Raw genomic sequence first — 22,226 nt, 5'->3', positions numbered from 1 at the left:
TCCTCCTGCTTGTTCTTAATATCATAAATTATGCTTGGTTTGCCTTGTTTCGATTCTCCAGCCACTCCGGGTAATACCGATGGATCAGCTGATCCTTACGGGGACGGTAAACGATTTGCCGCTGCTCTGTCAAAACATTCGCTTCTCCCAGACATTCGTTGCAGACCTGCGCCAGACCCTGCACGGTGGCCTGATCGAAGCCGAGGCGCAGATGCAGCTCACAGCCGGTCAAGTCACTGAGCATTTGGCACAGCGTCCGGGACTGGAAGCCCCCGCCGCAGCCCAATACATGGTCTGAGCGGTTGCCTGTCAGCGTGCGGAGATTGGCAGACTGCTCATAGATGGAGCAGGCGATGTCGCCCAGCACCGACCAGAGAAAATCGGTTCGATCCACCGCTGCGTCCAGCGGGGAGCGCATGAAAAACCCGCCGCGGCGCAAGGCTCTGCGCTCATAGAACAGCAGGGAGGAGAAGGAGGCGGTGCAATGGAAGGCCGTCTTCTTGGAATAAGCCTCCTCCAGCGCGTCATAACTCAAGTCCCCCGCCAGCATGGAGCGGATACGTTGATAATTCAGCCCGGTAACGCCGGGGTTCATCTCGATCTGATAGGTCTGCCCGCCCAGATTCGCGTCCGTCCAGACGCGCTGACGGGGGTCATAGAATTTCTCCTTCATCAGCGTGACCGCCGGGGAGGTGGTGCCGGAGACGACGGCGATGTCCCCCACGCCGATGCCCGTCTGGCGAAGGGCGATCTGCGTGTCGGCGCCGCCGACCACAAAAACCGCGTCCTCCGTCATGCCCAGCAGTCTGCGGTACTCCGTCAGCACCGGGCCCACCGCCGTCCCGGCGGGGCACAGCTCCGGCAGGATCGCCATGTCGATGCCGTAGCAACCGCACACCTTTTCCGACCACACGCGCGCTCCAATATCATACAGCTGCGTTTCGCAGGCCTGAGACGGCTCGATCACGACGCGTCCGGTAAAGATCTGCCCAATCCACTCGCTGAGGCTGGTGATTTTGTGGATTCGCGCATACTGCTGGGGATAGAGCTTTCGGAAGCCCAGCAGCTTTGCCGCGTCAAAGTCCTCTGTCACCCATTTGCCGGAAATGCGGTAAATCTCCTCCTGATCGGGTATCTCGGTCATATAGGCTCTGCCCCGATTGTCGATGTTGGGCAGCCCGTAAAACGCCTTGCCTTCCCGATCCAGCAGCACAATGCTCTGCCTTGCCCCCGCCGAGGAAATGGCGCTGACACGGATTTCGGGGTGCACACCGCAAAGCTCCCGGCATCCGCGAAGAATGGTTTCCGCCCACTCCTCGGGCAGGAAATACTGCGCATCCTCGTACCGCTCGTCCCGGTAGTAGGGATTTGTGAACGAGCGCATATCCAAGATGGTTCCATCCGAGGAGACAATCGCCACACGAGAGTTTCCGGTTCCCATGTCCACCGCCAGATAATATCTGCTCATGATGCTCCTCCGTATCCAGCGGTCATTGTTTCAATACGTCTCGGTTGTAAACGACCGTCTCCAACTGCTCCCCGGCCATCCACTTGCGGATACCGTCCACCAGAATGTCGGACTGGTGATCCGTCACCTCGTAGGTAGCTCCGCAGATGTGGGGCGTGAGCAGCACATTGGGCAATCTTCCAATGGACACATCCTCCGGCGTGGGCGGCTCGCTGTCCAGCACGTCCAGAATCGCGCCGCGAATCCTCTGCTCCTCCAAAACGCCGCGAAGTGCTTTGTAATCCACCAGCGCGGAGCGGGCCGCGTTGACAAACAGCGCGTCCTTTTTCATAGACCGCAGCAGCGGCTCGGTAATCATGCCGCGGGTGGTGTCCAGCACCGGCAGATGCAGCGTCACAATGTCGCTTTCGGAGAATATCTCCTCCAGCGTGCGCTTGTGATAATGGCCCTGATCGCCGGGGATGAACGGATCGTAAAAAGAGATGTCGCACTCAAAGCCGTCGAGAATTTTGGCAACGACCCGGCTGATGCGGCCAAACCCCACAAACCCGATCTTTTTTCCTTGCAGCTCGTTGCCCATCCAGAGATAATAAGGTGTTGTCCCGGCAACCCACTTGCCATCCTCCACCCATTGCACGGAGGGGAGAATCTTGCGGTAAAACGCCAGAATCAGTCCGACCACCATCTCGGCGACCGCCTGCGTGTTGCGGCCCGGCGTGCACAGGATCGGCACGCTGGCGGCGGTGCAGGCGTCCACTTGGATGTTGGCGGGGGTTCCGCGGCAGTCCCCGATGAACTGCAGTCGGTCATAGCCCTTGAGAACCTTTTCCGTCACGCGGTCCAGCTCCGTAATCAGCGCATCGGGCTGTTCCTTTAAAAGATGCTCCAGCATTTCGTCCTCATAGTAGCGCTCGCCGGTTACGGTCCACGGCTCGTAGATCACCGTGTCGAACAGCTTGCGCAATTCTTCCAGACACTTGTCGGAAAACGGCGCTCTTACATACAATTTCATGTTTCAGACTTCCTTTGCCAGATTAATAAAACGCCTTGACCTGCCGGTCAAAGTAGTGATTGAGCACATAGGGCGCGTAGACGCCCTGATCGGTGACGACGCCGGAGATAAGGTGGGGCGGAACCACATCAAAGGATGGGTATATCGCCTTGACCTCCGGCACGGTATTGGGAATTCCCCGATAGCTCAAAACCTGCGCGGGGTCCCGCATCTCGATCACGATGTCCTGCCTGCTCATCTTGTCCTGATCGGGAATCCCCGTGACGAAATACGGAACCCCAAAGTACTTGGCCAGAATGGCAATCTGGAACGTGCCGATCTTGTTGGCGATATGTCCGTCCCGGGCGATGGTGTCCGCCGCGGAGGTAAAGAGGTCGATGCCCTCATGCTGCATGGCATAGGCCACCATATTGTCGGTGATGACGGTGGTATCGAACCCCATCTGGGCAAAGCAGCTGGAGGTCAGCCGCGCGCCCTGCAAATACGGCCGGGTCTCCGCGCAGAAAACGCGGAAGGTCTTATTCTGCTTCCTAGCGGCGCGCATCACCGTTCCGATGATCGTCTCGCCGAAGCACTGGGTCAGAATTGTGCCGCCGGACGGAATCAAATCCGCCAGATAGTCGCCCACGGTCTGCATAGTGGAATAGCGGCGGTTCAGGGATTCCACCGTGGCCTCCACAATTTTATCAATGGGGTCTTCCCCATTTTCCAGCGCCTGCGCGGCAACGTCCGCGCAGTGGTTTGTAATGATGCCGTAGCGGTTTGCAGTCGTGGGTCGGGCGTGAGCCAGATCATAGGCTGCCTGCTTCAAAAAGGCCGCCTGCTCCGCCTTGCCCTTGTCACGGCACTCGTAGGCAGCCAGCGCCATGCCCATGCCCACCGCGGTATAGGGCCCAGCGCTCTGGGTCACCATGTCCGCAATGGCCCGCACCACCTCGTGGTAGGTGACGCACTCCACAAAGCGGACCTCGGTGGGATAAATGCGCCGATCCAAAATCCGTACCCTGCCGTTTTCGTACCATGCCACATGTTCGTATTGCAGCAAAAACGGCATGTTATCATCACAGCGATGCATGATGAACACCTCCTTATGCCAGAATCAGGCGAAACTGCTCGGTCAGCTCCGCGCCGGCGTGGAAAACCGCCCGGTTTTTAATCAGGGCGATGCCCTGTTTGATGAGCGCCCGCTCCATGGGAATCCGGACGACGGGATCGGTGACGCTTGTCACCTCCATCACCTTGGAATCCCCCACAACCCGGCGGATGATCTCCGTTCCGGCATAGCCGACGGCATCTGCCATGACGCTGTCAAGATACTGCTTTTGAAAGCTGGCGATGCGGTAGAACGGGAAGCTCACCAGCTCGTCGTACTTGGCCTCCAGCTTTTGGCGGGTCTTGTCGTACAGCTCGGCAATGGTGGTTTCCAGCGCTGCCAGCGCTTTCTTTTCCCCGGGCATGGTAAACGCCTTGTTCGCCCACGAGAAAAAGAGATTGCCGATCATATTGCCGATATCATAGCCCATCGGGCCATAAAACGCAAACTCCGGGTCAATGACCTTCACGCCTGTTTCATTGGCAAAGATGGAGCCGGTGTGCAGATCGCCGTGAATCAAAGCCTGCGCATTGTTCATGAAATTGTTGCGGAGCAGGGCAACCTCGGCCTTCAAGTTCTCATCCGCAAAAAGGAACTCATGGACAAAGGCCTCGTTGCCGGGAGTGATGATGTTTTTGTTGCGGGGATTATAGTAAGGTTCGTAGTAGGGCTCCGTCAAAACCAGATCCTCTGTGATGTCGCACAGCTCCGGATTGATAAAGAACTTGACCTGCTTTTTCTTCTCCTGCCGGTCCATGACAAGGTCGGTAGTGGGCAGCAGCACATCGGCTAAAAAGGTGGAGAGGTTTTCGCTCAGATGGGAATAGACGTGATTTTCCATCAGCTCCTTGCGGAGATTGCCATAGGCGGAGATATCCTCCATGGACAGCGCCGCCATGGTTTCGTCATAGTAAAAGACCTCCGGGATGTAGTCGGGCGCCAACCTGCCCTCCAGCATCAAAATCTGAGCCTCAATCTTGTTGCGGTAGATGTCCAGCGGACGCCCGGAGGAACGAAGCAGCTTGTCCGCCTGCTTGACGATGACCGATCTCCCGTCCTTTTCCGTCCAGACCCGGAACACATAGTTGATATTTCCATCGCCGATCTCAACGCACCGAATGTCATCGCCCGGCTGAAAATAATGCAGGACGTCAACGGTATAGCGCTTGACATCATCCACCTTCATTAAGAAAAACTGATCAAACTCAGACATGTGATACATCCTTCCTCTTCTATTACGGTGGAAAGGATAGGGGTCGATTCGATCCCAAATCCCCCTATCCTCTCCGCGCCGGATCAGAAATTATGATCTGCTCTTAGAGCGCTTTGTCTATTCATTTTATATCACTTTGCCGCTTTTTCCGCATCTTTTTTGACGCTGTTGGACGAAAGCCCCTTGGGCCAGCCGATCAGAATAAAGAAAATGCCGAAAACGAACATCAGGATGCTGTACCAGCAAAACGGCACGATGGACAGCGTGGAAACCCCGGCCAGACCTGCGGCGGCCAAAATCTGTCCCGCCCACGGGCACACACCGTTTCCGGCGGAAGAGAACAGGTCCAGAATGCTGGCGGTACGCACGCGGGAAACGCCAAACTCATCGGAGATATCCTTGGCAATGGGGCCGGCGGTGATGATGGAGATGGTGTTGTTGGTGGTCGCCAAATCCAGCAAGGTAACCAGCGCCGCAATGGACAGCTCCGCGCCGCGGCTGCTCTTGACCCGCTTGGTCAGCTTGTTCAGCAGCCAGTCGATACCGCCCAGATAGCTCATCAGCGCCACCAGACCGCCCACCATAACGGCAATTGCGGCGGTATCCTCCATGCACTTGATGCCATCGCCGACGGTGGAGAGCGCCGTGACCAGTGTGAAGCTGCCCTGCGCAACTCCGATCACAAGACCCGCCACAATGGCGGCGCCCATGGCCAGAATCACATGCACGCCCATGAGCGACAGCACGATGACCAGCACATAGGGAATCAGCTGCATCAGATCCCATGTCAAGGTGCTCTTATCCAGCGCCGCGGCGCTGGATTGGAAGATGCACAAAACAAAGGTCACAAGCACAGCGGGCAGAACCATCAGGAAGTTGGCCTTGAACTTATCCTTCATCTGCACCTCCTGCGTCCGGGTGGCGGCAATCGTCGTATCGGAGATGAAAGAGAGGTTGTCGCCAAACATGGCCCCGGAAACGACAATTCCACAGACCAGCGGCAGACTCATACCGGTCTTTGTGGCAATGTCGATGCCGATGGGCATCAGGGCGGTGACCGTGCCCATGGAGGTACCCATGGAAAAGCTCAGTACACAGCCGATCAGGAACAGGCCGGGCAGAACCATGTTTGCCGGCAGCAGCTTCAAGCCCAGATTGGAAGCAGAAGCGACCGCACCCATACCACCGGCCACGCAGTAGAAAATACCAGCCTCCAGGAAAATGAAAAACATCAGGATCAGCGTGTCGTCGCCGCCGCCTTTGCAAAAACTCGTGACCATGTCGTCAAATTTCAGGCCGTCAGCCTTGCGTTTTTTGCGGCAGAAAATGAATGCAAAAATAATTGCAATGAGAATACCAACGTTCAGAGGCATCGTTCCGGCGTCGCCGGTAATCGCGGTGGAAATGATGTACAGCGCGACAAAAATGATCAGAGGCAGAAGACCGATAAAGTTTCCCTTCTTATTTCCGTTGTCCATGATTTTCCCCTTTCGTTTTGCGTTTTCAACAATCCGACGTCTGCAAGGCGGGCCGATTGGATATGCGCAGTGGTGCTTCTCCTTTGTTGTGGTTTTTTGACAGCCAAAGCGAGCGACCATCGCCCTCCTTTCACCTCGCTCTTCCATAGCAAAATAATACAACAAAAATTAACACAAATCAACATATCATTTTACAATTTGCACATTTTCTTTCAACGTGCATGAATTGTTATGGGTAAAATTTTGCAATATCAACATATTGTTGTTGATATTTGTTGATATCAAGCACAATTATCTTGCAATTTCCAAAAATATCTACTATACTTGTGAGAACTGGAGGAATGTCTGTGCTGAAAATTGATCGTCAGACCGCCATTGAGCAGGAACTGACAAAGAACGGAAGCGTGTTGATTCCAAATTTGAGTAAGCAGCTGCAATGCAGTGAAGAGACCATCCGCCGCGATCTAAAAGAGCTGGAATCCATTGGCAAACTGACCCGGACACACGGCGGCGCCTATCTGATGGACAAATACGACAAGAGCTATCCGACCAAACTTCGCAAGGTGTATTACCCGGATTTGAAATCCCGGCTGGCTCGTCAGGCGCTGCGTTATGTGCGGGAAAACGACGTGATTATGCTGGACTCCAGCACCACCTGTCTTACGCTGGCGGAGCTGCTGCTGAGCAAAAAACTCAACATTACAATTATTACGAACTCTCTTTTAATCTGCGACCTGTGCAACGATCAGGTTTCCAATATCAATTTGATCTGTTTGGGAGGTTCGTTCCGCAGCAGGACTTCTTCTTTTGTCGGGTATCACACCACGGACACGCTCTCCGGTTACTTTGCAGACCGCTCCTTTATCAGCTGTCCAAAGGTCACGCTGGGGCAGGGCATGTCGGACAATCACCTCGACGAATCAAAGGTCCGGGCCAATATGCTGCTCCACTCGCAGCAGAAGATTCTTCTGCTGGACCACACCAAGTTCGACGCCAGCGCCAACCTTCTGTTTGGCGACTTGAAATCCGTTGACGTCATCATCACCGATGAGTGTCTGCCAACCCAGTGGACAGAGTTCTGCCGGGAAAATCAAATTCTTCTCGATTATGCGCTTAATGCCGACGGCGACACATCCATTTGACGCAGGATTCCGCTTGAAATTTACCATCTCCAAACTGCAATCGGCTGCCTCCGGGAAACATATCACCTTAAAATGCGGTTCGTTCTCTCGTCAGCCGGGAAGCTGTTCGCCCTTGTGAAAAATTGCGAACAGGCACATCACCACGGATCGCGCCGTAGAGAAAATCAAACGCAGCTATGAACTGCAAATCTATCTGCTGCCGGGATTTCAGCGTTCTCCGCCGATGTATCTCCCATAAATAAAGGAAAGCTCCCACGGCAAACGCAGAGATGCGTTCACCGTGGGAGCTATTTTCTGGTTTAGTGCAGCGCGACACATTTCCCCGCAATGAAAGAGTCCCCGCGAGGTGGTTTGATCGCGGCGTTCAAGCCCCGTCAATTCCCACCACAACTAGCAAAGAGGACTGGTTCCATACTGCGGAACCAGTCCTCTTTTGTCAGAAGTATTTCCACCGGAGCCAATGGCAGCAGCAAGCGGCTTGCCCTATCAGGTTCCTCTTGCGCTGGCGAATCACTCTTTTGGTTTTTAAGTCCCAAGCAAAAACTGTCTGCCATCCCCTTGTTGCAGCGTTTAATTTGAGCAGGTTGGGCCACTCCTATCTGCTTTTGGGCTGTCCTGCATCTGAGCAGGCCGCCTGCACCCCCTCTGTCTCAGAAAATCAGGCAGGAACACTGTCGTGCCGTTCCAGAATCAAAGGCTGCAGCACTTGGTCATCCGAAACCTCCTCGGGATATCCCAAAGACTTTTCCGTACTGCGGCTGAACAGATGGATGTGGTCGCTATCCAGATAAAACGATACCGTTTCACCCGCTCCACAGGGTGGACAGTCACAAATGCAGACGACCTCCGTATCGCCGACCGCCACGTAAACACCGCGCTTGCTTCCGTAATCTTCAATATAGCGGATTTGCCCGCACAACGCGTTTTCGCAAACGCCTGCCTGCAGACGAATATGCTCTGGGCGAATGCCAAGATAGACCGCTTCTTCGCCGTTTCTGGCAATCAGCCGACTCCAGCAGTCGGGGAGGGATGTCTTCTGCCCCAGAATATACAGCGCCCGTCCGTCCCACTGCGCATCCAGAATGTTGGTGGCGGGAGAGCCGATGAATCGCGCAGTAAACACGTTTGCCGGTCTGTTATAAATGCGGTAGGGCGTATCAACCATCTGCAGATCTCCCTGGTTTATCAGAGCAATCCGCTGTCCAACCGTCATAGCCTCCACCTGATCGTGCGTCACATAAATGAATGTCTGATGGTACAGCTCGTGGATTTTGACCAATTCCTTGCGGGCCTGACCGCGCAGCTGCGCATCCAGATTGGAGAGCGGTTCATCCAGCAGCAGATAAGGGGACTGCTTTACAAGTGCCCGGGCCAAGGCAACGCGCTGGCGCTGGCCGCCGGACAGTTCTCGGGGCTTGCGCTTCACATACGGCTTCAGATTGAGAATTTCCAGCGCCGTCTCCAGCCGCCGCTGCATTTCCTCCCGGTTCATTTTGTGGACGCGTAGTGCGTAAACGATATTTTCCTCCACGCTCATATGGGGGTAAAGCGCATAGTTCTGAAAAACCATAGCGATATTCCGTTCGCCGGATGGAATTTCGTTGACCCGCCTGCCGCCTATCCGGAGTTCGCCGCCTGTCACTTCTTCCAACCCGGCGATCATGCGCAGTGTCGTGGATTTGCCGCAGCCGGATGGCCCGAGAAGAATCAGGCGTTCGCCTGCCGGAATGGTCAGATTCAGATCGGGTATGACGGTGTTGTTCTGATATGATTTTTCTACGTGATCAAATTTAATGGTGTATTTATCTACCATAGATAATCCTTTCTCGATTAGCCCTTAATTCCGGAAGAGGCAAAGGTACTCATGATATAGCGCTGGAAGATCAGGTACAATACTACCGGAATCAGCATCGAAATGACGGCCATTGCCATAATGGAGGTAAACTCTGTGCCGGCCTCCGAACTGCTGAACAGCTGCATTGCCAAGGAGAGCGTATAATGCTCCTTTTTCCGCAGAATCAGGGTTGGCCAGACATACTCATTCCAGGAGTTGATGAAAAAGATAATGCCGGTGGCGACAATGGACGGCCTGCAAATGGGCAGAATAATGTCCCTTAAAGAACGCATCCGCCCAATGTTATCCATCTCCGCAATTTCCAACAGAGATTTTGGGATGGACCGCATTGTCTGCCGCAGCAAGAAAATACCACTGGCGTCTGCCAGCTGGGGCAGGGCAATGCCCACAATATTATCAAACAGGCTCAGTTTGGAAATGGTGATGTAGTTTGGAATCATCGTCACAGTAAACGGAATAAAGATCGTACTGATCATGACAAAGTAAAGTACCGTCTTTCCCCGAAAGCGCATAAAGGCAAAAGCATATGCCGCCAGAATGCTGGTTAGCAACTTGAACACCGTGACCAGAACGGCGACCGCTACCGTATTCAGGGTAATTTGTAAAATAGGGAGCTGCTGCGCAATCTTGCGGTAGTTTTCCAGCGTAAATCCGCTGGTCAGCAGGTTGGAGTTTCCGAAAATGCTCTGCAGCGGCTTGAAGGAATAGAGCAGCGCAAAGACAATGGGCACAATTGCGGCTGCCGCCAGAAGTATGAGAGGGATGTACCATCCGAACTGACGGCTCGTTGCGGGCCGATGTTTAGTTTTCATAGTACACGCCCTTTTCCACATACTTAAACTCAAGAAACAGCAGAAATGCGAACAGAATCATTATGAGAATTGCATAGGCAGAGGCCGTTCCAGTTTTAAAGAAGCCAAACGCTTGATCGTATACGGCGTAAACCAGATTGGTGCTGGCATTATCCGGCCCGCCCCGTGTCACCATGTTGATGGGAGTGAAGACCTGCTGCATTCCCGTGACGATGGATAGAATCAACACATAGATTCCCGTGGAGCTGCTCATGGGAACCACAATGTTCCAGAAAATCCGCCAGGTCGGGATTTTGTCGACCCGGGCGGCCTCCACAACCTCCAGCGGGACGCTGGAAACACCAGCCAGCACTACAATAAAGTTATAGCCAAAGATTTTCCAGCTGGTAATGACGGAGATTACAACAATAACCAGTCCCTGCGTATTACTCCAGATGGGAACAGACAGCCCCAGAGCCTTTGCCAGAGATGCAGCCGGCCCGGAGAGCGGATTTAGCAGCCAGACGAAAATCATGGTTCCGACAACCAAGGAAATGACACTGGGCAGGAAAATTGCGCTCTTAAAAAAGCTCTTCCCCTTTTTTACAACGAAAGATAACACAAAGGAGAAAATATACGGAGCAACAAAATTCATGACCAGCAGGAGAACGATGTACAGGAGCGTGTTTCCCATGATTTTTCCAAAACTCTGGTCGGTAAAAATGGAGATGTAATTTGCAAGCCCCACAAATTTTTTGACTGGTCTGGTCATATTCCAGTCAAAGAAACTGAGATAGACGGTGTATGCCAGCGGATAGAACATAAACACCGTGAAGATAGCGGCAGCCGGCGCCAGCAGCAAATAGGCCCGAAGCTCTCGCACCCTCAGGCGGAATCCCTGCTCAAGACGCCTCGGCTGTCCAAGGGGGCCCCTTTTCAAGCCGCTGTACCCAGACGTCTTTTGTAGTTTCGTTGAATGATCCAATGTACTCTCCTACTACAATAAATTTGGACAGGAAAGCCGGGCAGCCAGTCCGGCTTCCTTTCTGTCTTTTGTCAGTGTCCCTGCGTTTCCGCTGAGACATTGACGCCTTTGTCTTGTGTTCCAATTACCCTTCAATCAGGCTTTGAACCTTTGTCTGGCACTCATCCATGGCGGTGTTGACGTCTTTCGTTCCGCCCAAAATCTGATCCCGCATATCAATCAGCGCCCGCTGCGCCTCCAGCGCCGAGCCGGGCCATGCCGTCCACTGGACTGCGTTTGACCGCTGATTCATGGCTGCCTGCATGAGGGGGTTCCTCCCCAAATAATCCTTCAGAATCTGAGAGTTTTCCGCACCCTTGGTGGCCGGGACATAGCCGGTGCCGGCCACCCACTTTGCAGAGTTGTCATCGTTGCAGAGGAACTTGATAAATTCCCACGCGGCCTTCTGCTCCTCGGTGTCCTGAGCGGTAATTGCCAGATAGCAGCCACCGGCGGGCACCGCGCGCTGTTCGCCGGAAAATTCAGGGAATGTAGTGGAGCGAACATCAAAGTTGGCCGAGTTGATGATATTGGTGGCCTTGGCGATAGAGGAAATGCACATTGCAACTTCCCCGTCGTTAAATGCCTTTAAGCCATCGTCGTTGGATGTCAGGTGAACAGCGGACCCGTCGGTCAAAACCATGTCGGCATAGGACTGCATGGCCGCCTTCCCCTTGTCAGACGCGAACGTGGCGGTGGGGGCGCCGCCCTCATAGGTCAGCATGGAAGCGCCGCCGGATTCCAGAATGGCCTGCAGCACCCAAGTATCCCCCTCTTGCAGATAGGCACCGAACTTACCGGTCTGTTCCTTGACGGCCTTCGCAAATGCCACGAACTCATCCCAGCTCTGAGGGCCGTTCTCGGAGAGCCCGACCGCTTTTAGCAGATCTGCATTGTAGTAGAGAACCGGGTTGGAAACGGAATACGGCACACCGGCCAGAATCCCATCATTGTTCTTAGCCAGATTCAGGATACTGTCCTCAAAGGTGCTGCTGAGAAAGTTGGAATCTTCGGGGTAGTAGCTGCTGACAATTTCATTTGGGCTGACATAGGCAAAGTTGGCGGGGAAATACTCGATATTGGACCAAGACACCTGCACGATGGCGGGGGCGTTTCCGGCGGCGGTATCCGCCTGCAGATTTTTCAGCAGCTCGTCGTAACCGTTGTTGTAGCGGCCCTCCACCTCAATGCGGTCCTGACTGGCATTGAACCCGTCGATAAATTCCTGTACGGCGGCGCCGCCCTGATTTTCGCCGTTGATGTGCCAGTACTGGATCTTGACTTTTTCACCGCTGCCAGTTGCCGCCGCAGAGCCTGAACCGGAGGATACGGCGGGGTTGCCGCATCCGGCCAAAGCGCCCACCAGCAGAGCGGAGGACAGCAGCAGGGTCAAAATTTTCTTTTTGATGTTCACGTTTAATCTCCTTGTCCTAATTTTTCAATCTTTTTTCCTTAAAATGCAAATTTACAAATTTGCGGATGTACAGGAAACATCTGATGCTGGTGGACAATGATCTCCCGATTTTCAAGCCAGCAGGTGTTGTAACCGCGGGTGTGCGTATAGATAACGTCGGTATCACTGACTGTTTCCACGCCAAATGCGCAGGACTCGGCGGTGATCTGGCGAATGCCGCAAATCGTGCGATCCTCTGCATAGTGGGCGTGCCCACAGAGATAGGCGATTACATCGCTTTTTTCCAGAATATCGCCAAGCCGTGCGTCATAGTCCGTATGAAACCATGCCTGTCGACTTTGGAGGGGGTGATGCCCCAGCAGAATCGTACCGTTTTCCGAAGCGTGAGACAGTTCCTGTTCCAGCCAGTCAATCTGCTCGGAGGAAATGTCGCCGCAGCCATTTCGCTCGACTGCAGTGTCTATAACCAAAAAGCGATATCCGTTTTGTTCATTCTTGTAATAGTAGCGCCCCGTCCGGTCTTCATTCAAATAGCCCCGGTAAAAGCTCTGTTTCAGATCGTGATTGCCTAAAACGGGCAAAACAGGAATTCCGTCACAATACCGGTCAATCAGCATTTTTAAAAACCTATAATCCTCTGCGGAGCCCTCATGCACCAAATCGCCGGTCAGTACCAAAATATCTGGTTTTGCCTCCGCAATTTCCCTCAGCGCAACCTGCACGTAATTGGCAGGAAGTTCCGTCTGCAGCAGAGGAAGCCGGTCAAACATCGAATTTCGATAATCTTTCAAAACGTGCAGGTCAGATACCTGCGCAATGCGTAATTGTTCCATAAATTCTCCTTTCTTTGTTTGTTCAGCAACTTTGTCCTCTGTTGAGAACAACTACATTTTACTGAGGCCACATAAAATCTGTTATCGAGTTTTTGTTAAAGATTTGGAGACGGCACCAACAAGTCGAATCTTTGGATTTTTTTATAAATAAGCAGAATTGTACCAGCTGATTTTAGATCAACATGCTGCTTGACAAGGGCGTCACTCCTGTCTGAAACCCTATATTGCGCGTGCGTTTTTAAAAAATTTTTTTACATTTTGAACGGTGAATCTATGTGAATTTAAAATTTGAACATATATAAAGAAGGCCGTCGAAGAGGTTGGTTGCTGTACTCTTGGAGAATTGAGTGATAAAATACAAGCCCACAACGTTTCCGTTGTGGGCTTGAAAGGCGGAGTGGGCGCCAGTCGCTATTCGGCTGCTTTTCATAAAAAACGCCTGCCGCTCCTTCTGAGTTCAGAACCGGAGCGGCAAGCGGCGGATGCCTGCGCTGTTTGGCAGGAAAAGAAACTGTCCGTTTGAATCATGGTTCTTGAAGGAAACACGCTAATCTTCTGACGGGGCCACAAGGTCCGATCAGGAGATTCCGGCTTTTTTCTTAACACCATCTCTCCCCATGAAGCACACCATATATCTGCTTATCTGTGCATAATAACGACGATGCACGAATCGAGTCTTTGCTGCATCAGGTCTGCTTCTCTCAACCCGTGGTAATTCAAACGGGCCGCTCCCAATGGGGAGCGGCCCGTAGTTTTTATGCTTTCCAGAGTCCGTGGAGGTTGCAGTAGGCGTAAACCGCCTCCACCTCGTCGCCCTCGCAGAGCGCAAAACAGACCTTAGGAGCCTGACCGGGCTCAAGAGTTTTGCGCTGACTGCCAAACTTGGTCTGAATGGAAACCCATTCAATGAAGTGTTCCGCAAGCATGGGGTGTTCCACCGAGCCCACGGTAACGTACACCTTGTCGCCCTTAACCTCGTAAACAGGAACGTGCTTTTCCACGGCGGCGTCGGTGGTGTTGGCTTTCAGCTCCGTCATCTTCTGGCCGCAGCACACGACCGGGACACCCGAGCTCTTCACCATGGAGATGATATTGCCGCAATGCTCACAAATAAAAAACTGCTGCTCCATTTTCTTTTTACCTCCTGATTTTTAATTTTATTTTATTGCCTCAAGCACAGGGCCTAGCCCTGTGCCGGAAACCGCTTCAAATTGCCCGGCGCTGCATAGGGCAGACTCAAGGGAATGGTACATTCCATAGCGGTCGACTGTCCCGCCATGTTTTGCAGAAGGCTTGGCACAACGTCCGCTGCGGTTTTTCTCACCATTTTAACAGCAAAACAAACTACGCTTAAGAAAATTGTACAGTGAAATGGAAAAGTTATCAAGGGGTAAATTAAACAATTGGTTCAAGCCCGTGTTAGGAAAATGCCCAATGGTTTACTGGAGGCTAAGCAGCGCGGCTGAAATGGCACCATACAACAGCGGCAAAATAATCGTCGGTATACGCTGCTTTCTTTCCGCCGACAGCTTGGTATATTTGCTTTCGTCCCAAGCAGTCTTTCCGCTTATATCCCCTTTCCCAAGCGCCGCTTAAAATCCTCATAGCCAAATTGGGTCAGCCGGACAAGCTGTTTTTCCTTGTCCAGCTTCCAAATATCCGGCAGGGGCATACCGTTGAACGTGTTGTTTTTGCAGGTTGTATAAATGGCCATATCGCCGAACAGCACCATGTCGCCCCCTTTGAGCCGCCGCGGGAAAGAATAGTCTCCGATCACATCCCCCGCAAGGCAGGTAGGCCCCGCCAAGCGGTACGGATACCCCCGGGCGGGATCGGCATCCGCGCAATAAACCGGCGGCTGGTAGGGCATCTCCAGCACATCCGGCATATGGCACGCGGCGCTGGCATCCAGAATCGCGATTGGAACGGCTCCGTTTTCGATAACGTCCAACACACGGCTGACCAGATAGCCTGCGTTTAAGGCAACGGCCTCTCCCGGCTCCAGATAGACCTCCACGCCCCAAGTATTTTGGGCGTAGGCAATCGTTTTTTCCAGACACGCCAAATCATATCCCACTTTGGTGATATGGTGTCCGCCCCCCATATTCAGCCACTTCATGCGGGGCAGAAATTCCCCGAAACGCTTCTCCACGGCTTCCAGAGTACGCGCAAGATCGTCCGCGTTTTGCTCGCAAAGCGTGTGAAAGTGAAGTCCGTCCAAAAAGCCGACCAGCTCCTCGGTCATTTCCCTGTCCCAAAGCTCCCTTGTGGTTCCCAGCCGGCTTCCCGGCGCGCAGGGGTCATAGATGCCGTGTCCCTCCTGCGTGGAGCACTCCGGATTGATCCGCAGACCAACGCTCTTTCCCCTCTGCTTTGCCTTCGTTCCAAACCGTCTCAGCTGACCAGGGGAATTGAATACAATGTGGTCGGCGTAGTCCAGCAGCTCCTCAAAGCTGTCCTCCCGATAGGCGGCGCAGAATACATGAACCTCTCTGCCGCCCATCTCCTCCTTTCCCAGTCTCGCCTCGTACAGTCCGCTGGCCTCCGTTCCCGCAAGACAGCCGTCCAGAAGCGGGTAAAAGTCGAAGTTGGAAAACGCCTTTTGCGCCAAAAGCACCTTGCAGCCGGTGCGTTTTGCCAGCTCCGCAAGGCAGGTGCCGTTGCGCTCCAGCTGCTTTTCATCAATGACATAGCAGGGCGTGGGCAGGGCGGAGAACAACACGTCCGGGTCCTGCCCTGCCAGTCCTGAAAAAACCTGCGCCGTGGTGATTTCCATCAGTCCACCGGCACCGGGCTTTGGCTTTCGCTGCGGGGCAGTCCATATTGATCCAGCGCGGCAAGGAAGGGGTCCGGGTCAAATTCCTCCACCGTGTGCACGCCCGCCTGATTCCACTTTCCGGTCAGCAGCATCAGCGCGCCGCACATGGCGGGCACTCCGGTGGTGTAGCTGATCGCCTGACTGCCCACCTCCTTGTAGCACGCCTGATGGTCGCAGACATTGTAGATATAATAGGACTTTTCCCTGCCGTCCTTTTTCCCCGTAAAAATGCAGCCGATATTTGTTTTTCCGTGGGTGCGGGGCCCCAGGCTGGCGGGGTCCGGCAGCAGCACTTTGAGGAACTTGATCGGCACGATCTGCTGGCCGTTAAATTCAACGGGCGTGGTGGAGAGCATCCCCACATTCTCCAGGCACTTCATATGGGTCAGATAGCTCTGACCGAAGGTCATGAAAAAGCGGATGCGCTTTACCTCCGGAATATTTTCCGCCAGAGACTCGATCTCCTCGTGATGCAGCAAATACATGTCCTTTTGACCAACGGCGTCAAACTTGTACTCCCGCTTGATGCTCATTGCCGGAATCTCCACCCAATGTCCGTCTTCCCAATAGCTTCCGGGGGCGGAAACCTCCCGCAGATTGACCTCGGGATTGAAGTTGGTGGCAAACGCATAGCCGTGATCTCCCCCGTTGCAGTCGAGAATGTCGATGGTGTCGATGGTGTCAAACTCGTGCTTTTTCGCGTGGGCGCAATACGCCTGCGTCACGCCGGGGTCAAATCCGCACCCGAGGAGCGCCACCAATCCGGCCCTCTCGAATTTCTCCCGATATGCCCACTGCCAGCTGTAATCAAAATAGGCAGAGAAGCCCTTTTCTTTGCAGCGCTTTTCAAAAATAGCCCGCCACTGCGGATCGTCCGTGTCCTCCGGCTCATAGTTAGCCGTATCCATATAGTTGACGCCGCAGGCAAGGCACGCGTCCATAATGGTGAGATCCTGATACGGCAGGGCAATGTTCATCACCAGATTGGGCTGGTAGCGGTTGATCAGGTCGATCACCTGCTGCACATCGTCCGCATCCACCTGCGCCGTCGTAATCCGGGTGGCGGTTTTCCCCTCCAGCTCGGCCGCCAGCCGGTCGCAGTTCGCCTTGGTTCTGCTGGCAATGCAAAGGTCTGTAAAAACCTCGCTGACCTGACAGCACTTTTTAATTGCCACGGACGCAACGCCGCCGCATCCAATCACCAATACCTTGTTCATCTGTGTTCTCCTTTCAAAATAAGCGGAGATGCCTCCGCATGTTCCTTTCAGGCAATTCCGCAGCCGCCGGGCGATCGCTTAACCGGCAGTCCCAATCGCGGGGATTTGACGCACCAGCGTACCCGGCCCTCCGGTAAAGCTGGACCGGACCTCCAGCACGATTCCATAGCGTTTCGCCAAGGCCACCGAGCGGTCATGAAGCACCTGCGCCCCGCCGGAGGCCATCTCCAGCATCTTATCGTAGCTGATCTCCTCCAGCTTTTGCGCTGTCGGCTCGATTCTGGGGTCGGCGGTATAAACGCCGTCCACATCCGTAAAAATCTGGCAGGCATCCGCTTTCAGCGCCGCGGCCAGAGCCACCGCCGTGGTATCGGAGCCGCCGCGCCCCAGCGTGGTAATCTCGTCATAGCGGTCGATTCCCTGAAAGCCCGCCACAAAAACGATTCTGCGCTTATCCAGCTCCCGCCGGAGCGCGCCGCCCGCCACTTTTCGAATCCGCGCACAACCGTGATCCTCGCTGGTTCGGATACCGGCCTGCCAGCCGGTGAGGCTCACAGAGGGATATCCCATCCGCTCCATGCACATGGAGGCCAGCGCCACCGTGACCTGCTCCCCGGTGGACAGCAGCATATCCATCTCCCGCTTGGAGGGGTGGGGATTCATCTCACTCGCTTTGGCGATCAGATCATCTGTGGTATCCCCCTGCGCGGAGAGGACGACCACCACGTTGTTGCCCGCATCATACGTTCTTGCAATGATGCTGCAAATATTTTGAATCTTTTGGGCATCGGCTACCGAACTGCCGCCGAATTTCTGTACAATCAACGCCATTGATCGTGCTCCTTATCCTTGATTTTCCGAGAGGCAGAGCAGCAGCTCCCGCAGTACCTTGCAGGCTGTCGCGGTTGAGACGCCGCTTGGGTCCAGCATCGGCGCGAGTTCATTGAGATCCGCCCCGACGACATTTGTCCGGCCTGCCAGACGGATCGCGTTCAGCAGCTCCATAAAGGTCACCCCGCCGGCCTCCGGAGTCCCCGTGCCGGGGAACACCGACGGGTCAAGACAGTCCAAATCAACGGTCAAATAGACCGGCGCGTCCAACACGCGCAATTGCTCGACCACTTCCTCCAGACCGCCGAAGCCGAAGGGGTGCAGATCCGTGTGTTCCTTTGCGAACTGAAATTCCGCCCGGTCGCCGCTTCGAATGCAGAATTGATGGATTCGTCCATCTCCCAAAAGATCGTGGCAGCGGCGGATCACACAGGCATGGCTCAACTTAGCGCCCAGATAGTCGCCCCGCAAGTCCGCGTGGGCGTCAAAATGGATGATGTGGAGCTTTGGATATTTTCGACTCGCGGCACGAACAGCCCCCAGCGTGACCAGATGCTCCCCTCCCAAAAGCAGAGGGCGCTTCCCATCCCGCAGAATTTCAGCCGTCCGCTGTTCGATGTCGCCGAGGGCAGACTCCGCGCTTCCAAAGCAAAGCTCCAAATCTCCGCTGTCGAAAACGCGGCAGTCGGACAAATCCCGATCCTGATACGGACTGTATGTCTCCAGCCCAAAGCTCTCATGCCGCATGGCGGAAGAACCAAATCTGGCCCCCGGCCGATAGCTGGTGGTGGAATCAAAAGGCGCGCCGAACAAAACGATTTCGGCGTCCTCATACGGGCAATCGCAGCCAAGAAACGTTTCAACATTAGGTTTCATGATTTCTCCTCCACCTCCAAAAGCAGTTTTTCTAAAAACGCGGGCAGGCAAAAAGCCCCCTCGTGAAGACGGGTCGTATAGTACTGCGTGTCCAAATGCAGCGCCCGCCACCGCTTTGCGTTGAGATCGTCCACAGGATGATACTTTTTGCTGGCAAAGCCAAAGAGCCAGTAGCCAGCGGCATAGGTTGGGATATGCGCCTGATAGACCCGACTGATGGGAAAAGTGCTGACAATCCGCTTGTGGCTGCGCTGCATGGCCTCCGCGTCGTGGCGATAGAAGGGGCTGCCCTGCTGGTTTACCATAATCCCGTCCTCCCGCAGCGCATTGCAACAGCTCCCGTAAAATTCTCTTGTGAAATAGGACTCGGACGGCCCAAACGGATCGGTGGAATCCACGATAATCAGGTCGTACTGCGCCTTGCGGCGGCGGATGAATCGCAAGGCGTTGTCAAAGTAGATATGCACCCGCTCATCATCCAGCCGACTGGCGTTTTCCGGCAGATAGAGCCGACACGCCTCCACCACCTGATCGTCCATCTCCACCAGATCAATGGATCGAATCGTGTCGTAGCGGGCCAGCTCCCGAACCACGCCGCCGTCTCCCGCGCCGATCACCAGCACATCCTGAATGTCGGGGTGAACCGCCATGGGTACGTGGGTGACCATCTCGTCGTAGATAAACTCATCCCGCTCCGTCAGCATCACGTTTCCGTCAAGCGCCAAAACCCGTCCAAACTCCGGCGTGTCGTAAATATCGATCTGCTGATACTCGCTTTTGTGGGAGTACAGATGCCGATTGACCCGGATGCTGTGCTTGACATCCGGCGTGTGAAATTCGCTAAACCAGAGTTCCATCAATCTTCCTCCTGTAAGATATTGATGTTCTCAATATCGGGGTCTTCGGGGCCGGTCATGGAACACCCCTTCGCTTTTGCGTATTGGATATATTGGAGCACCTCGGACGTGATGCGCTCTCCGGGGGCAACAATAGGAATTCCCGGCGGATAGCACATGACAAACTCACTGCAGATGCACCCGGTGCTCTCCTCCAGCGGAACGCTTTTTTTCGAGGCGTAAAACGCATCCTGCGGACTCATAACGACTTCGGGCGCAATGTATTCCTGATTCATCAGTCCGCCGCTGTCCGTCTGATAGCGCCTGCGGATCTCCGCCAGCGCGCTGACCAGCCGCTCCACCTCCTGCGGGCGGTCCCCGATGGAGAGATAGGCGAGGATGTTGCCGATATCGCCAAATTCAATTTGGATATCATACTCATCGCGCAGAAGGTCGTACACCTCGATCCCGGCCAGTCCGATATCGCGGGTGTGGACGCTGAGTTTGGTGGGGTCAAAGTCAAACACGGAGTCGCCGTTTACGCACTCCCTCCCAAACGCATAGTACCCGCCGACGGCGTTGATCTCCTCTCTGGCATACTCCGCCATCGCCGTCACCTGCTGAAACACGGTCTTGCCGCGCAGGGCCAGATTGCGGCGGCTGATGTCAAGGCTGGCCATCAAAAGATAGCTTCCGGAGGTGGTCTGGGTCAGGTTGATGATCTTGCGGACGTGTCCCTCCTGAATCCCCGGCCCGATCAGCAGCAGGCTCGACTGTGTCAGGCTGCCGCCGCTTTTGTGCATGGAGACAGACGCCATATCCGCTCCCGCCGCCATGGCGGAAACGGGCATTTCCTCTCCAAAGTAAAAATGCGTGCCGTGGGCTTCGTCCGCCAAACAGTACATCCCGGCCTCGTGAGCCATGTTCACAATCGTCCTGAGGTCGCTGCAAATTCCATAGTAGGTCGGGTTATTCACCAAAACCGCCACCGCGTCCGGGTTTTCCCGAATCGCCCTGGCCACCTGCTCCCGTTTCATCCCCAGAGAGATTCCCAAGCGCTGGTCCACCTCCGGATTCACATAGACCGGGATCGCTCCGCACAGGACCAGCGCGTTAATGACGCTTCGATGCACATTTCGCGGCAGGATGATCTTATCGCCGCGCTTGCAGGTGGACAGCACCATGCTCTGCACTGAGCTTGTGGTTCCGCCCACCATCAAAAAGGCGTGGGCGGCGCCAAATGCGTCCGCCGCCAGTGCTTCCGCTTCCCGGATCACAGAAACCGGGTGGCAGAGATTATCCAGCGGCTTCATGCTGTTCACGTCAATGCTGATGCATCGCTCGCCCAGAAATTCCGTCAGCTCCGGGTTTCCCCTTCCCCGCTTGTGTCCCGGAACGTCGAACGGCACCACCCGCATCTGGCGGAATGTCTGCAAAGCCTCGTAAATAGGCGCACGATTCTGATTTAACATTGTTTTCTTCTCCATATCGCACCTCGTAAAAACAAAAAAACACAAGCTGTTATTACACAGCTTGTGTTTGAAACCTGTTCTCACAGCTCCATTGTATTTTTCCAGAAAAATCCTGCGGCACCTCCGGGACAATCTCCCACAAGGCCACAAAATCAAAATCCGAAAAGAATGGGGCGGATATTCAGAGGGTACTTTAGAGTCTATATAGCAATCATACTTTTACTACTCTTTATTGACCGTTTCACAAGTCTGCGCAATCACGCATTTTGGTTATGAAGTAACCAACTTATAAAATTTGAGATTTTAACTCAATCAATAAGAGGCGGAAAACCACCAATCGGCAGTGGACCCGGCTGTCCGTATGGCCTCAACTCCCGAGGGAGTGGTCCCAGTATTCGCTAAATGAACTCTTTACTCCTCATTTTTATAAGATGGGCATAAATATGACATGTTTTCGGCAATTTGTCAATAGATTTATGAATAAAATTTTTTTCGCGGTTTTACGCCCGGAGCAAGGCTCGTCAATTCGGCAAATATTTTTCTGCACGGATCGGTTTAAAATGGCAGTTGCTTTCCCTGCGTTTTCTTGACAATTCAGCCGAAATGTGATATAAATTTTAAGCTAAATATTAAGTGAACAGTCTGTGGCGTCACCGGTAAAAGCCCAGGCAGAAATGGAGATTTGTATCATGGAAAGAATCAAAACGCTCGAAACCCGTAATCTCTGCGAAAGCGCCAAGCACGGCGGCTGCGGCGAATGCCAGACTTCTTGCCAGTCCGCCTGCAAGACCAGCTGCGGCATTGCCAACCAGAAGTGTGAAAACGCTGGTAAGTAAGAAAAACTGATAAAAAA

Annotated in this window: 18 protein-coding genes and 1 pseudogene; 2 read left to right on the top strand and 17 right to left on the bottom strand. The window is 54.0% G+C overall.

The genetic code is table 11. The features are described from left to right. Window positions 1-28 precede the first annotated feature (28 nt). The 5 genes from ON16_RS00630 to ON16_RS00610 form a co-directional block, all read right to left on the bottom strand. The gene (locus tag ON16_RS00630) at window positions 29-1,468 is read right to left on the bottom strand and encodes an FGGY-family carbohydrate kinase (protein ID WP_040658567.1); all 1,440 of its coding nucleotides are present in this window, start codon (window positions 1,466-1,468) and stop codon (window positions 29-31) included. Window positions 1,469-1,490: 22 nt separating this feature from the next. After that, complete coding sequence (locus tag ON16_RS00625; RefSeq protein ID WP_040658566.1) at window positions 1,491-2,480, bottom strand: 2-hydroxyacid dehydrogenase; 990 nt, start codon at window positions 2,478-2,480, stop codon at window positions 1,491-1,493. Window positions 2,481-2,502: 22 nt separating this feature from the next. After that, window positions 2,503-3,555, bottom strand: a complete 1,053-nt coding sequence (locus ON16_RS00620; protein ID WP_040658564.1) for an S-methyl-5-thioribose-1-phosphate isomerase — start codon at window positions 3,553-3,555, stop codon at window positions 2,503-2,505. 13 nt (window positions 3,556-3,568) lie between these two features. Next, window positions 3,569-4,786, bottom strand: coding sequence for an S-methyl-5-thioribose kinase (gene mtnK / locus ON16_RS00615; protein WP_040658562.1), 1,218 nt, complete (start codon window positions 4,784-4,786; stop codon window positions 3,569-3,571). A 131-nt stretch (window positions 4,787-4,917) separates the two neighbouring features. After that, window positions 4,918-6,264 carry a Na+/H+ antiporter NhaC family protein gene (locus tag ON16_RS00610; RefSeq protein WP_040659768.1) on the bottom strand — a complete coding sequence of 449 codons (1,347 nt, stop codon included), beginning with the start codon at window positions 6,262-6,264 and terminating at the stop codon, window positions 4,918-4,920. Between the two features lie 347 nt (window positions 6,265-6,611). Between ON16_RS00610 and ON16_RS00605 the strand changes: the two genes are divergently transcribed. Then, window positions 6,612-7,406, top strand: a complete 795-nt coding sequence (locus ON16_RS00605; protein ID WP_040658560.1) for a DeoR/GlpR family DNA-binding transcription regulator — start codon at window positions 6,612-6,614, stop codon at window positions 7,404-7,406. 658 nt (window positions 7,407-8,064) lie between these two features. Here the strand turns inward: ON16_RS00605 and ON16_RS00600 are convergent. The 12 genes and pseudogenes from ON16_RS00600 to ON16_RS00545 all read right to left on the bottom strand — a co-directional run bounded on the left by ON16_RS00600 (window position 8,065) and on the right by ON16_RS00545 (window position 21,373). Continuing rightward, a complete protein-coding gene (locus ON16_RS00600) occupies window positions 8,065-9,219 on the bottom strand; it encodes an ABC transporter ATP-binding protein (protein ID WP_040658559.1) in 1,155 nt (384 codons plus the stop codon). Window positions 9,220-9,236: 17 nt separating this feature from the next. Beyond that, entirely contained in the window at window positions 9,237-10,073 is an 837-nt protein-coding gene (locus ON16_RS00595) for a carbohydrate ABC transporter permease (RefSeq protein ID WP_040658558.1), read from the bottom strand. Next, entirely contained in the window at window positions 10,063-10,935 is an 873-nt protein-coding gene (locus tag ON16_RS00590; protein WP_369384154.1) for a carbohydrate ABC transporter permease, read from the bottom strand. Before ON16_RS00590 ends, ON16_RS00595 begins: the two co-directional genes overlap by 11 nt. 226 nt (window positions 10,936-11,161) lie before the next feature. Beyond that, a complete protein-coding gene (locus ON16_RS00585; protein WP_051131443.1) occupies window positions 11,162-12,490 on the bottom strand; it encodes an ABC transporter substrate-binding protein in 1,329 nt (442 codons plus the stop codon). A 38-nt stretch (window positions 12,491-12,528) separates the two neighbouring features. Continuing rightward, a complete protein-coding gene (locus ON16_RS00580; protein WP_040658557.1) occupies window positions 12,529-13,323 on the bottom strand; it encodes a metallophosphoesterase family protein in 795 nt (264 codons plus the stop codon). A gap of 755 nt (window positions 13,324-14,078) precedes the next feature. Next, complete coding sequence (locus ON16_RS00575; RefSeq protein ID WP_040658555.1) at window positions 14,079-14,453, bottom strand: desulfoferrodoxin family protein; 375 nt, start codon at window positions 14,451-14,453, stop codon at window positions 14,079-14,081. A 437-nt stretch (window positions 14,454-14,890) separates the two neighbouring features. Further along, complete coding sequence (gene nspC, locus ON16_RS00570) at window positions 14,891-16,099, bottom strand: carboxynorspermidine decarboxylase (protein WP_040658553.1); 1,209 nt, start codon at window positions 16,097-16,099, stop codon at window positions 14,891-14,893. Next, window positions 16,099-17,358, bottom strand: coding sequence for a saccharopine dehydrogenase family protein (locus ON16_RS00565; RefSeq protein WP_040658551.1), 1,260 nt, complete (start codon window positions 17,356-17,358; stop codon window positions 16,099-16,101). Before ON16_RS00565 ends, nspC begins: the two co-directional genes overlap by 1 nt. Window positions 17,359-17,460: 102 nt before the next feature. Beyond that, window positions 17,461-18,189 (bottom strand): annotated as a pseudogene (locus tag ON16_RS00560) (aspartate kinase); the annotation flags it as partial. Window positions 18,190-18,201: 12 nt separating this feature from the next. Next, a complete protein-coding gene (speB, locus tag ON16_RS00555) occupies window positions 18,202-19,065 on the bottom strand; it encodes an agmatinase (RefSeq protein ID WP_202949442.1) in 864 nt (287 codons plus the stop codon). Then, window positions 19,062-19,922, bottom strand: a complete 861-nt coding sequence (speE, locus tag ON16_RS00550) for a polyamine aminopropyltransferase (protein ID WP_040658549.1) — start codon at window positions 19,920-19,922, stop codon at window positions 19,062-19,064. Before speE ends, speB begins: the two co-directional genes overlap by 4 nt. Next, window positions 19,922-21,373 (bottom strand): aminotransferase class I/II-fold pyridoxal phosphate-dependent enzyme, encoded by a 1,452-nt coding sequence (locus ON16_RS00545; protein WP_243441736.1) that lies wholly within the window; start codon window positions 21,371-21,373, stop codon window positions 19,922-19,924. The genes speE and ON16_RS00545 overlap by 1 nt, the downstream gene beginning before the upstream one ends. Before the next feature lie 689 nt (window positions 21,374-22,062). Between ON16_RS00545 and scfA the strand changes: the two genes are divergently transcribed. Further along, the gene (gene scfA, locus ON16_RS00540) at window positions 22,063-22,209 is read left to right on the top strand and encodes a six-cysteine ranthipeptide SCIFF (RefSeq protein ID WP_040658547.1); all 147 of its coding nucleotides are present in this window, start codon (window positions 22,063-22,065) and stop codon (window positions 22,207-22,209) included. The last annotated feature ends 17 nt before the right edge of the window (window positions 22,210-22,226 follow it).

The sequence above is a fragment of the Oscillibacter ruminantium GH1 genome (assembly GCF_000307265.1).
Lineage (GTDB): Bacteria > Bacillota > Clostridia > Oscillospirales > Oscillospiraceae > Oscillibacter > Oscillibacter ruminantium.
This window is presented reverse-complemented; position numbering and strand designations above follow the sequence as displayed.

Bases quoted from the DNA above. Each gene is read 5' to 3' on its own strand.
- ON16_RS00600 (WP_040658559.1), bottom strand. From the start codon at position 9,219: ATGGTAGATAAATACACCATTAAATTTGATCACGTAGAAAAATCATAT.
- ON16_RS00595 (WP_040658558.1), bottom strand. From the start codon at position 10,073: ATGAAAACTAAACATCGGCCCGCAACGAGCCGTCAGTTCGGATGGTAC.
- ON16_RS00610 (WP_040659768.1), bottom strand. From the start codon at position 6,264: ATGGACAACGGAAATAAGAAGGGAAACTTTATCGGTCTTCTGCCTCTG.
- ON16_RS00545 (WP_243441736.1), bottom strand. From the start codon at position 21,373: ATGTTAAATCAGAATCGTGCGCCTATTTACGAGGCTTTGCAGACATTC.
- ON16_RS00580 (WP_040658557.1), bottom strand. From the start codon at position 13,323: ATGGAACAATTACGCATTGCGCAGGTATCTGACCTGCACGTTTTGAAA.
- ON16_RS00630 (WP_040658567.1), bottom strand. From the start codon at position 1,468: ATGAGCAGATATTATCTGGCGGTGGACATGGGAACCGGAAACTCTCGT.
- ON16_RS00625 (WP_040658566.1), bottom strand. From the start codon at position 2,480: ATGAAATTGTATGTAAGAGCGCCGTTTTCCGACAAGTGTCTGGAAGAA.
- speE (WP_040658549.1), bottom strand. From the start codon at position 19,922: ATGGAACTCTGGTTTAGCGAATTTCACACGCCGGATGTCAAGCACAGC.
- speB (WP_202949442.1), bottom strand. From the start codon at position 19,065: ATGAAACCTAATGTTGAAACGTTTCTTGGCTGCGATTGCCCGTATGAG.
- ON16_RS00620 (WP_040658564.1), bottom strand. From the start codon at position 3,555: ATGCATCGCTGTGATGATAACATGCCGTTTTTGCTGCAATACGAACAT.
- ON16_RS00575 (WP_040658555.1), bottom strand. From the start codon at position 14,453: ATGGAGCAGCAGTTTTTTATTTGTGAGCATTGCGGCAATATCATCTCC.
- scfA (WP_040658547.1), top strand. From the start codon at position 22,063: ATGGAAAGAATCAAAACGCTCGAAACCCGTAATCTCTGCGAAAGCGCC.
- mtnK (WP_040658562.1), bottom strand. From the start codon at position 4,786: ATGTCTGAGTTTGATCAGTTTTTCTTAATGAAGGTGGATGATGTCAAG.
- ON16_RS00565 (WP_040658551.1), bottom strand. From the start codon at position 17,358: ATGAACAAGGTATTGGTGATTGGATGCGGCGGCGTTGCGTCCGTGGCA.
- nspC (WP_040658553.1), bottom strand. From the start codon at position 16,099: ATGGAAATCACCACGGCGCAGGTTTTTTCAGGACTGGCAGGGCAGGAC.